This window comes from Hymenobacter agri, assembly GCF_054778495.1.
In genome coordinates, this window is record NZ_BAAGZM010000106.1 from 1 (window position 1) to 10,293 (window position 10,293).

The window sequence follows — 10,293 nt, forward strand, 5'->3', positions numbered from 1 at the left end:
GCCCGATGTAGCCAGCAGCAGCCCGGTGCCGAGCAACGGCGGCCCGAGCAGCAGCGCCATGCGCGGCGGCAGCGTGTTGCTCACGGTATAAAAGCCGCTCAGCCCGACGAGGCCCTGCACCAGCAGCCAGCCCAAAAGCCCGGCCAGCACCGGTTTCGAGCGCCACGCAGCCACGTAGAAAAGCCCGATGGCCAGGGCCGTTGTTAGTATAAACGTGAGGGGCAGGGCAAGCGGCAGGTTTTCCATGATGGCGGAGCTAAGCAACGAGTTGATGCTGCAAAGCAACCGGTTGGCTCGGGCCTTCTACTTGCCATTTGGCAAGAAAATCACCGCACCGAATTATTTCTGCCCGCTGGCTTTGCGAATCCGGCTCAGCGAAGAATCGGTGATGCCTAGGTAGGAGGCAATATACTTCAGCGGCACTTGCAGCAGCAGTTCCGGATGAGCCTGCAATAAGCCTTCGTAGCGCACCGAAGCCGGCTCCGTGATGGTGGCCAGCATACGGGCCTTGAGGGCGGCAAAGCCCCGCACCAGTATGCCGCGCCCAAACTCGCGGAATTCGGGGCGGGCATGGAACAGCTCGTTCAGCTGCTGGTAGTTCAGGCACCAGCCCTCGCAGTCGGTAAGGGCCTGAATGGATTCGAGCGAAGGGGTACGGTTGAAAAACGACGCCACTTCGAACATCACCTGGCCCGGGCCGGTGAGGCCCGTGGTGACGTCGTAGCCATCCGGATTGAGCGCGAAGGCTCGCAGCAAGCCCCGCGTCAGAAAAAAATATGTGTCGCTGACCTGCCCGGCTTCGAGCAAAAACTGATGCCGGGCCAGGTTCCGCGGCCGGAAGCTGCCTGCAATTTCTGCCGCCTGCGCGGCACTGATGGCACCTGTACTCTGCAAAAACTGCTGAAGCTGATGGCTGGACATAGTCGGAAAGAAACGGCACGGCGGAGCCGCGAAATAACAACCGAGGGCTACTTTGCAGCTTCACTGGCCCGAGCCGGCCGGCGCCGCCGCCTGCAGGCTCGAACTTTCTGGCGAAGCCAGCCATTATCAGGCTATCCGACGCAGTCTGCCTCTCTGACGTTTATGGTGAAATATCTGCTTTTTTCCTTGGCCCTGCTGCTCACGCTAACGGCCGCGGCGCCGGCCCCCAGCTTTCGCATTGCCAAGCTGCACTACGGCGGCGGCGGCGACTGGTACGCCAACAAAACCTCGCTGCCCAACCTCATTCGCTTCTGCAACCAAACGCTGCACGCCAACATCGCGCCCGACGAAGCCACCGTGGAGCTCGACTCGCCCGAGCTGCTCTCCTACCCCTTTATTCACATGACCGGGCATGGCAACGTGAGCTTCACCGACGCCGAGGCCCGCAACCTGCGCCGCTACCTCACCGGCGGCGGCTTCCTGCACATCGACGACAACTACGGGCTCGACAAGTTCATCCGGCCCGAGATGAAAAAGGTGTTTCCCGAGCTGGAGTTTGTGGAGCTGCCCTTTTCGCATCCCATTTACCACCAGAAGTATCAGTTCCCTAAGGGCTTGCCCAAGGTGCACGAGCACGACGGCAAGCGCGCCCAGGGCTTCGGCCTGCTCTACAAGGGCCGGCTGGTGTGCTTCTATACCTACGAGTGCGACCTCGGCAACGGCTGGGAAGACGTGGGCACCTACCCTGAAGATTCGCCTGCCACGCACGACGCCGCCCTGCGCATGGGCGCCAACCTGGTGAGCTATGCCCTCACGCAGGACTAATTTCTACAACGCTGGTTGGGCTTCGTGCCCTATTTTCGTAGCTTGAATTTCCCGCTCCTCCCCCAAACGCCGCCGGTCGAAAGCCCGGCTTTGCTGCCCCGCCTGCGCCTCGAAACCCGGCCGTACCACGACGCCGTTGAAGCCAACCCGTTCAACCAGGCGCTGTCGGCTGGCCGCGTAACCGCCGCCGAAACGGCTGACTTTCTGGCCCGCATGTATGGCTTTGTGGAGCCTTACGAGGCTGCCCTGCGCACGCACGCGCCGGCTTTCGGGCCCGAGTGGCAGTTGGCGCAGCGCTACCGGGCGCCCCTCATCCTCGAAGACCTGGCCCGGCTGGGCTACCCAGCCGCGCCCCCCCTGTGCCCCAATATGCCGCCGCTGCGCACCCGCGCGCAATTGCTGGGCGCCATGTACGTGCTTGAAGGCTCGACCCTGGGCGGGCAGGTAATTGCCCGCCAGCTCGCCGCCGCCGGTATCGAAGGCCGCACCTTTTTCGCCAGCCGAGCCGAGCGCACCGGGCCACTCTGGAAGCAGTTCACGCAACTGCTCGAAACCACCGCGCCGACCGCCGATGTCGATGCCATTGTCGCCTCGGCTATTCTCACGTTCCAAACCCTTGCCGCATGGCTTATTCAGGAGTAAAGCTGTCGGACGAGACCCTGCTCGGCCAGCCCATCGACCTCACCAACTGCGACCGCGAGCCCATTCACATTCCGGGCCTCATTCAGCCCTACGGCTTCCTGCTGTGCCTCGATGAGCAGACCCGCCAGGTGGTACTGGCCAGCACCAATACCAAAAGTCTGCTGGGCCGCACACCCGAAGAGCTGATTGGCGCCGGCCTGGGCCAGCTCATGGAGCCCGAGCAGCTGGTGCAGGTCGAACGCCTCTGGCCCAGCATCACCGAGCAGGGCCGCCTGCTGGGCGTGCGCCTCGACCGCGTGCTGAACCGCCCCTACTTCAAGCTCATTCTGCACCGCTACGACGGCTTGCTGTGGGTGGAGGGCGAGCCCGTGGCCGATACCACCACCAGCGCCCTCGACCTGCCCACCCTCAACCTCACGCTGGGCAGCCTGCTGAGCGCCGCCACCACCCTCGAAATGTGCCAGGTGGCCGTGACGCAGGTGCGCGCCCTCACCGGTTTCGACCGCGTGGCCGTGTACCGCTTCGCCCCCGACGACAGCGGCGAGGTGATTGCCGAAGACGTGCGCGAAGACCTGCCGCCCTGGCTGGGCATGCACTACCCGGCCACCGACATTCCAAAGCAGGCCCGCGCCATGTATCTCAAAAACTGGCTGCGCTTTATTCCGGATGCTTCCTACGTGCCTACGCCGCTGGTGCCGGTCCGGCACCCGGCCCACAACCGCCCGCCCGACATGACGCACGCCGTGCTGCGCAGCGTGTCGCCCATCCACATCGAGTACCTGCACAACATGGGCTCGCAGGCCACCATGACCATCTCGCTCATCGAGGATGGCCGGCTGTGGGGCATGATTACCTGCCACCACCAGAGCCCGCGCCTGGTAAGCTACGAGCTGCGCGACCTGTGCCAGTTTCTGGGCAAAACCGTGTCGGCCCTGCTCCGCAGCAAGCAGCAGTACGACGAACTGGCCTACCGCCAGCGCATTGCCCACACCCAGACGCGCCTGTTCGAGCTGGTGAGCACCCAGCCCAACTTCGTCGATGGCCTGCATCGCTTCACGCCTTCACTGCTCGACGTGTTCGACTGTACCGGGGCGGCCATTTGCTTCGAGGGCGAAACCATTCGGCTGGGCCACTGCCCCAGCGTGCAGCAGCTCGACGAACTGGTGGCCTGGCTGAGCCAGCACGCCCCCCACGACGACGTCTTCCACACGAATTCCTACGCGGCGCTTAACCCGGCCGGCCGCAACATTCGGGGCACGGCCAGCGGCATTCTGGCCATCCGGCTGGCGCAGGCGCCCAACGAGTACATTTTCTGGTTCCGGCCCGAGCAGCTGCAAACCGTGACCTGGGCTGGCCGCCACGAGAAGAACAAAAAGACCGTCGACGGCCAGATTTTTCTCTCGCCCCGCCAGTCGTTCGAAGCCTGGAAGCAAACCGTCGAGAACACGGCCGAAGCCTGGCAGCCCCTCGAAATTGCGGCCGCCAGCGACATCCGCCTGTTCATTTCCGACGTGCGGCTGAAAATATTCAACGAGCTGCAAGCCCGCGCCCGGGGCCTTTCGGCTCTCAACATCGAGCTGGAGCGCAGCAACGAGGAACTCGACTCGTTTGCCTACGTGGCCTCGCACGACCTTAAGGAGCCCCTGCGGGGCATCCACAACTACTCGCTCTTCCTGCTCGAAGACTACGCCGACAAGCTCGACGCCGACGGCGTGAGCAAGCTGCAAACCCTGGTGCGCCTGAGCCAGCGCATGGAAGCCCTCATCGAGTCGCTACTCCGGATTTCGCGCGCGGGCCGGCAGGAGTTGCAGCTACAGCCCGTCGACCTGAACGAAGTCGTTGCCGAGGTGCTCGACCTGCTGGGCCCCTACCTGGAGCAAACCGGCACGGAGGTGGCCGTGCCCACGCCGCTGCCCACGCTACACTGCGACCCGGTGCGCCTGGGCGAGATATTCAACAATTTGCTCACCAACGCCAGTAAGTACAACACTAACGCCGTTAAACTCGTAGAAATCGGCGTTGCACCAGCCGTGTCTCCTCCCTACCACCGGCCGGTCGATACGACTATATTTGAAGTGCTGTATGTGAAAGACAACGGCATCGGCATCGACTCGCGGCACCATGAGAACATCTTCCGCATCTTTAAGCGGCTGCACAGCCAGGAGAAGTTTGGCGGCGGCACGGGTGCCGGCTTGGCCATCGTGAAGAAAATGGTGGAGAAGCACGGCGGCGAGCTGTGGGTTGAGTCGGAGCTGGGCCAGGGCGCCACGTTCTATTTTACTATTCCAAAATTGCTGTAAGGTGATATCCTCTCTCAAACCCGTTCTTGTTGTCGAAGACAGCACCGAGGATTTCACGGCTCTGGGCCGTGCCTTCCGCAAGCATGCGTTGCAAAACCCGGTTTTCCGGTGCGAAGACGGCGACCAGGCCCTCGAATACCTGCAGGGCTACGGCAACCGGCCGCAATGGCCCTCGGCGCTGCCCGCCATTATTCTGCTCGACCTCAACATGCCGGGTACCGATGGGCGCACTGTCCTCAGCACGCTGAAGCACGACCCCCGTCTCAACCAGATTCCGGTTATCGTTTTCACGACTTCTTCCAACGCGAAGGACATCGAAGAGTGCTACCGCCTGGGTGCTAATAGCTACATGACCAAACCAGTCGACTACCCGGCGCTTGAAGAGAAGGTGCGCCTGATTGTCCGCTACTGGCTCGATTCAAACGAATTGCCCCTCCTGAACTAGTCCGGGCCATCAGCCGTTGCCCAAGCGCCATTCTGCGTGAAGAAGATTCTAATCATTGACGACAATCCGCAGGACCGGATGCTGTACCACCGTTTTCTGGGCCCGCAGCAGGGCCAGGAGCGGCTGGAAATTCACGAAGCATCCGACGGGGCCGAGGGCTTGGTTCGGTTCAAGGAACTGAAGCCCGATTGCGTATTGCTCGACTACAACCTGCCCGATACCGATGGCCTGGCAATGCTAGCCCAGCTGGCCGCGCTGGTGCCCGTGCAAACGCTGTGCGTCGTGATGATTACCGGGGGTGGCAGCGAAGCGCTGGCCGTGCGCGCGCTCAACAACGGCGCGCTCGACTACTTGGTTAAACAACAGTTTGACCGGGAGCTGCTCAACAAAACCGTGCGCCACGCCATCGAAAAAAATGAGTGGCGCCAGTACCAGAGCCGCTACCACCTTGAGTTGCAAGGCATAAACCGCCAGCTCCGCGACTCGCTGGCCGAGCTCACCCGCACCCGGCAGGAGCTCGACGAGCGCAACCGCCAGCTCAGCGCCGCCAACGAGGTGGCCGCGGCCCGCAACCGCCAGCTGGCCCGCACCAACCAGGACCTCGACAACTTTGTGTACGCCGCCAGCCACGACCTGCGCCAGCCCGTGAACAACCTGCGCGGCCTGTTTGAGGAGCTGTGCCGCACGGCCTCGTTTCAGGACCCCGACGCCGCCTTTATTCTGCGCCTCTTCGACGAGTCGCTTACCAGCCTCAACACCACCGTCACCGATTTAGCGTCGGTGGTACAGGAGCAGCGCCAGCAAGGCGAGCTCACCACCGAGCAGGTGCGCCTGCAGCCGCTGCTGAGCGAGGTGATGCAGTCGCTGGGGCCGCAAATTGTGAGTACCGAGGCCCGTATCACGGCCGATTTTGCCGAGGTCGACGAGGTGAAATACGTGCGCGGCAACCTGCGCACCATCCTGCTCAATCTTGTGAGCAATTCCATCAAGTACCGCCACCCCGAGCGGCGGCCCGACATTGCCGTGCGCACCTTTCGCGAAGAAGGCTGCCCGGTGCTGGAAGTGCGCGACAACGGCCTGGGCATGGACCTGGCGCAGCACGGGAGCGAGCTGTTTCATTTATTCCGCCGCTTTCACCCATCTGCGGGCGAAGGCACCGGCGTGGGACTGTTCCTAGTCAACCGCATTGTGCAGCACGAGGGCGGCCACATCAGCGTGGAAAGCGCAGTGGGCACCGGCACCACCTTCCGGGTGCAACTCTGCGATACCGAGCACCCCACGGTGCCTGGCGCTTCGGGGCTGGCCCGGGCCGTTGCGGCCCGGAGCTAGCTGCGCTAGCGCACGCCCTGGTTGGGAAAGCGCCCGGTTTTGGTGCGGTAAAAGGCCTTAATTTTAGCCTCATCGGCCTCGTAATCGCCGGTGGGCCACACGGCTTCGCCAATGCCGGCTTCCTTGTGCTTATAGTCGAGGTAGCCCAGGCGAATGGGCACGTGCGCGCCCAGCGCGGCAAAGTAGTAGCCCTTGCGCCAGCGCGGCTGGTAGGCCCGGGTGCCTTCCGGCGTGATGAGAATCACCAGCTCCTCGTGCTCGTCAAATAGCTTCACCATGCCATCCACGAGGCTGTTGTTCTTGCTGCGGTCTACGGCCAGGCCGCCAATGGCTTTCACCAGCCAGCCCAGCGCCCAGTTGTCGGTCCACTCCTTTTTCACGGTGAAGCGCACGGGCACGCCCATCAGGTAAAAGGCCGCCCGCGCCAGAATAATGTCCCAGTTGCTGGTGTGCGGCGCGGCAATCATCATGCTTTTCTTGATTTCCGGGTTATGAATCTCGCCCAGATGCCAGCCGGCTATTTTGAAAACGAGCGTGGCCATGGCGTGCCAGAAGGGAGATTTTTCGCGGGGAGTCATGAACAGCAGGACGAAATGAGCAGATGAACATTGGTTCGGGGCAATGCGCCGGCCAAACGGGCTACAAAGATGGGGACCCGGCCCCAATGCCGCGCCATCTGGCGGGCTCGGGAATTACAGCAGCGCCTGCAGCGCAGCCGCCTGGCTCATGGTGTAGCGGTAGCCGATATCGAATAGTTCGGGGCCCAGCTTGTAGCCCAGCGGCCGGTAGTGCCGCAGCTCGGGCGGTTCGAGCAGGAGCTGGCATTGGGCCTTGCGGGTCGCCGTGTTGGCATTGATGGCCAGATGCAGCGTGCGCTCGATAAGCCGCCGGAACGTGGGAATGCGCGCTTCGGGGTTGATGGGGTTGCAGTGCACGCCCACCACGCGCAGGCCCGGCTGGTCCAGCAGCGGCTCCACGGGCAGGTTATTGAGCAGGCCGCCATCCACCAGCTGCCGGCCTTGGTATTCCACGGGCCGGTAGATGACCGGCACCGCCGACGAGGCCAGCAGCGGCGGCAGCAGCGGCCCACTGCTGAAATATACCGACTCGCCCGCCATCAGGTCGGTGGCCACCAGCGTCAGCGGCCGGCTCAGCTGCTCGAAGGTGAGCGTAGTGCCCAGGTGCCGGGCCAGCAGCTGCTCCACCGCATCAAACTGCAGCAGCCCAAACCGGCTAAATGCCGGCCGCGTGAGCCGAAACAAATTCGTCGCTAATAGCAGCCGCAGAATCTCGCGCGGCGCAAAACCCGCCGCGTAAAACACGCTGGCAATGGCCCCCGAACTCACGCCGGCCAGCTGGGCAATGGGCAGTTGCAGCTCGTCGAGGGCGGCCAGCACGCCCAGGTGGGCAATGCCCCGCGCGCCCCCGCCCGACAGAGCCAGGCCTAACTGCGGAGTAGTTGAGGAAGGAGGAGCGGGCGAATTAGCTGGGTCGTATGGGTGTTGCACGCGGTTTTCGGTCTGCTGTTAGCCCAGTACGTGGTTTTTGGCAGCCCCGCTCATCCAACGGCTTACAAATCGGCCAGCCGCAGGGTTTGGTCGAGGCGCACGCCCTTGTCGGTGAGCGTCACGGTGCACGCTTCGTTGGTAGGGTCGTGCTCAAGCAGCAGCACCCAGTTTTCGGCCGCCGCGCGCAGCAGCACCGCTTCCTTCTCGGGCATGGTGAGCAGCGGGCGCACGTCGTAGCTCATCACGTAGGGCAGCGGAATGTGTGCGGCGCTGGGCAGCAGGTCGGCCATAAACGCCAGTGTACGACCCTTGTAGCCCATTACGGGCACCATCATCTTCTCGGTGTGCCCGTCGGCCACGATGATTTCGCGGAACTGCGGCAGCGCATCGGGCACGCCTTTTTGCAAATCCACAAACTTCAGATGCCCGCTTTCCTGAATCGGCAGAATGTTCTCCTTCAGAAAGCTGGCCTTCTCGCGCGGGTTGGGCGTCACGGCCCAATCCCAGTGCGCCTCGTTGCTCCAGTACGTGGCGTTCGGAAACGCCAGCTGCAGCGCGCCATCGGGCCGGCGCTGCACCGAGCCGCCGCAGTGGTCGAAGTGCAGGTGCGTGAGAAACACGTCGGTGATGTCGGCGCTCGTGAAGCCGAGCTTGCGCAGCGACTTCTCCAGCGTGTCGTCGCCGTGCAGGTAGAAGTGCCCGCGGAATTTCTCGTCCTGCTTGTCGCCGATGCCGTTGTCGATGAGCAGCAGCCGGCCGCCATCCTCAATCAGCAGGCAGCGCATGGCCCAGGTGCACATGTTGTTGGCATCGGGTGGGTTCAGCTTCTGCCACATGCTTTTGGGCACCACGCCAAACATGGCGCCGCCATCGAGCTTAAACAGGCCGGTGTCGAGGGTATGAATTTTCATGATTCAGTGAACAGTTATCAGTGAGCAGTGAACAGTCGTCAGGAGTTGACCGAACAACACTGTTCATTGCTCACTGATAACTGTTCACTGAATTTACTCCACTACCACGCCCATGGCCGAGAACTTGTCGATGCGCTGCGAGATGCGCTCATCAGCGGGCACGGCGGCCAGCTCCTTCAGGGTCTTCAGCAGCGTGGTTTTCAGGGTTTCAATCATGCGCTCGGGGTCGGTGTGGGCGCCGCCCAAGGGCTCCTTCACGATGCCATCGACCAGGCCGGCCTTCTGCATGTCGGTGGCCGTGAGCTTGAGCGCCTCAGCGGCCTGCTCCTTATAATCCCACGAGCGCCACAGAATGCTGCTGCACGACTCGGGCGAAATCACCGAGTACCACGTGTTTTCCAGCATCAGCACGCGGTCGCCGATGGCAATGCCCAGCGCCCCGCCGCTCGCGCCCTCGCCAATGATGACGCAGATAACCGGCACCTTCAGCATGAACATCTCCTTGAGGTTGCGGGCAATGGCCTCGCCCTGCCCGCGCTCCTCGGCCTCCAGGCCCGGGAAAGCGCCGGGCGTGTCAATCAGCGTTACCACCGGCACGTTGAATTTTTCGGCCAGCTTCATCAGGCGCAAGGCCTTGCGGTAGCCCTCGGGATTGGGCATGCCGAAGTTGCGGTATTGGCGCTGCTTGGTGTTATGGCCCTTCTGCTGGCCGATGAACATCACCGTCTGGCCATCAATTTCGCCGAAGCCGCCCACCATGGCCTTGTCGTCGCCCACGGTACGGTCGCCGTGCAGCTCCACGAACTTCTCGGCCATGCCCTCGATGTAATCTAAGGTGTAAGGCCGCTCGGGGTGGCGCGAGAGCTGCACGCGCTGCCAGCGGGTGAGGTTGGCGTAGGTTTCTTTTTTAAGGTCTTTGATGCGTTTTTCCAGCGCCGCTACGGCCTCGGTTACTTCCACGTCGCTCTCGGCGGCGAGTTTCTGCATTTCGAGGAGTTTGCCTTCGAGGGCGGCGATGGGTTGTTCAAAATCAAGGAGCATGAGCAGCGAATGGCTTGGCAAGTGAGTGGGAAGGCGAAAATAGCGGGTAAGCGTGGTCCGGGCCGGACTTTTCTCCCCTACCGCCGGCCCTAAATGCCGCGGGCACGGCGGTTGGCAAAGGTAAAACATCCACCGTTGCGATACGTCCCAAAAAATAATCAGGCTGATAAACAACCCCCAAGCTGCAAAACGGGGTCAATTCGAGAAAAAAAGTGGCCCCATCCTTGCGGGTGGCAATTTCTTTCCCCTACCTTTGCATCACCAAAACGGAAAAGCACACGGCTTTCCAGTTTGAGACAAACGGTTTGGTAGTTCAGTTGGTTAGAATGCCGCCCTGTCACGGCGGAGGTCGCGGGTTCGAGTCCCGTCCA

At 62.5% G+C, this 10,293-nt stretch carries 10 protein-coding genes and 1 pseudogene; 5 read left to right on the top strand and 6 right to left on the bottom strand.

The features are described 5' to 3' along the window. Together ACYVDE_RS07920 and ACYVDE_RS07925 are read right to left on the bottom strand one after the other, a co-directional pair. A pseudogene (locus tag ACYVDE_RS07920) lies at nt 1-246 on the bottom strand (hypothetical protein); the annotation flags it as partial. 93 nt (nt 247-339) lie between these two features. Then, nucleotides 340-921, bottom strand: a complete 582-nt coding sequence (locus tag ACYVDE_RS07925) for a Crp/Fnr family transcriptional regulator (protein ID WP_460500942.1) — start codon at nt 919-921, stop codon at nt 340-342. A gap of 162 nt (nt 922-1,083) precedes the next feature. Between ACYVDE_RS07925 and ACYVDE_RS07930 the strand changes: the two genes are divergently transcribed. From ACYVDE_RS07930 to ACYVDE_RS07950, 5 genes are read left to right on the top strand one after another with little or no spacing between them, the layout of a single operon-like run. Continuing rightward, the gene (locus ACYVDE_RS07930) at nt 1,084-1,746 is read left to right on the top strand and encodes a DUF4159 domain-containing protein (RefSeq protein ID WP_460500943.1); all 663 of its coding nucleotides are present in this window, start codon (nt 1,084-1,086) and stop codon (nt 1,744-1,746) included. Nucleotides 1,747-1,788: 42 nt separating this feature from the next. After that, nucleotides 1,789-2,388 (top strand): biliverdin-producing heme oxygenase, encoded by a 600-nt coding sequence (locus ACYVDE_RS07935; protein WP_460500944.1) that lies wholly within the window; start codon nt 1,789-1,791, stop codon nt 2,386-2,388. Next, entirely contained in the window at nt 2,370-4,688 is a 2,319-nt protein-coding gene (locus tag ACYVDE_RS07940; protein WP_460500945.1) for an ATP-binding protein, read from the top strand. The genes ACYVDE_RS07935 and ACYVDE_RS07940 overlap by 19 nt, the downstream gene beginning before the upstream one ends. 1 nt (nt 4,689) lies before the next feature. After that, nucleotides 4,690-5,133 (top strand): response regulator, encoded by a 444-nt coding sequence (locus ACYVDE_RS07945; protein WP_460500946.1) that lies wholly within the window; start codon nt 4,690-4,692, stop codon nt 5,131-5,133. Between the two features lie 36 nt (nt 5,134-5,169). Then, nucleotides 5,170-6,462, top strand: a complete 1,293-nt coding sequence (locus tag ACYVDE_RS07950) for a response regulator (protein WP_460500947.1) — start codon at nt 5,170-5,172, stop codon at nt 6,460-6,462. A 5-nt stretch (nt 6,463-6,467) separates the two neighbouring features. On the opposite strand, the gene ACYVDE_RS07955 is transcribed toward ACYVDE_RS07950, so the two are convergent. The 4 genes from ACYVDE_RS07955 to ACYVDE_RS07970 form a co-directional block, all read right to left on the bottom strand. Further along, entirely contained in the window at nt 6,468-7,040 is a 573-nt protein-coding gene (locus ACYVDE_RS07955) for a lysophospholipid acyltransferase family protein (RefSeq protein ID WP_460500948.1), read from the bottom strand. Nucleotides 7,041-7,154: 114 nt separating this feature from the next. Further along, nucleotides 7,155-7,970 carry a patatin-like phospholipase family protein gene (locus tag ACYVDE_RS07960; protein WP_460500949.1) on the bottom strand — a complete coding sequence of 272 codons (816 nt, stop codon included), beginning with the start codon at nt 7,968-7,970 and terminating at the stop codon, nt 7,155-7,157. A 62-nt stretch (nt 7,971-8,032) separates the two neighbouring features. Continuing rightward, nucleotides 8,033-8,881, bottom strand: coding sequence for an MBL fold metallo-hydrolase (locus ACYVDE_RS07965; protein ID WP_460500950.1), 849 nt, complete (start codon nt 8,879-8,881; stop codon nt 8,033-8,035). Nucleotides 8,882-8,974: 93 nt separating this feature from the next. Continuing rightward, nucleotides 8,975-9,922 carry an acetyl-CoA carboxylase carboxyltransferase subunit alpha gene (locus tag ACYVDE_RS07970; RefSeq protein WP_460500951.1) on the bottom strand — a complete coding sequence of 316 codons (948 nt, stop codon included), beginning with the start codon at nt 9,920-9,922 and terminating at the stop codon, nt 8,975-8,977. Nucleotides 9,923-10,293 lie beyond the last annotated feature (371 nt).

Excerpts from the sequence above, each read along its gene's own strand:
- ACYVDE_RS07965 (WP_460500950.1), bottom strand. The coding sequence starts at position 8,881 with ATGAAAATTCATACCCTCGACACCGGCCTGTTTAAGCTCGATGGCGGC.
- ACYVDE_RS07955 (WP_460500948.1), bottom strand. The coding sequence starts at position 7,040 with ATGACTCCCCGCGAAAAATCTCCCTTCTGGCACGCCATGGCCACGCTC.
- ACYVDE_RS07930 (WP_460500943.1), top strand. The coding sequence starts at position 1,084 with ATGGTGAAATATCTGCTTTTTTCCTTGGCCCTGCTGCTCACGCTAACG.
- ACYVDE_RS07940 (WP_460500945.1), top strand. The coding sequence starts at position 2,370 with ATGGCTTATTCAGGAGTAAAGCTGTCGGACGAGACCCTGCTCGGCCAG.
- ACYVDE_RS07925 (WP_460500942.1), bottom strand. The coding sequence starts at position 921 with ATGTCCAGCCATCAGCTTCAGCAGTTTTTGCAGAGTACAGGTGCCATC.
- ACYVDE_RS07970 (WP_460500951.1), bottom strand. The coding sequence starts at position 9,922 with ATGCTCCTTGATTTTGAACAACCCATCGCCGCCCTCGAAGGCAAACTC.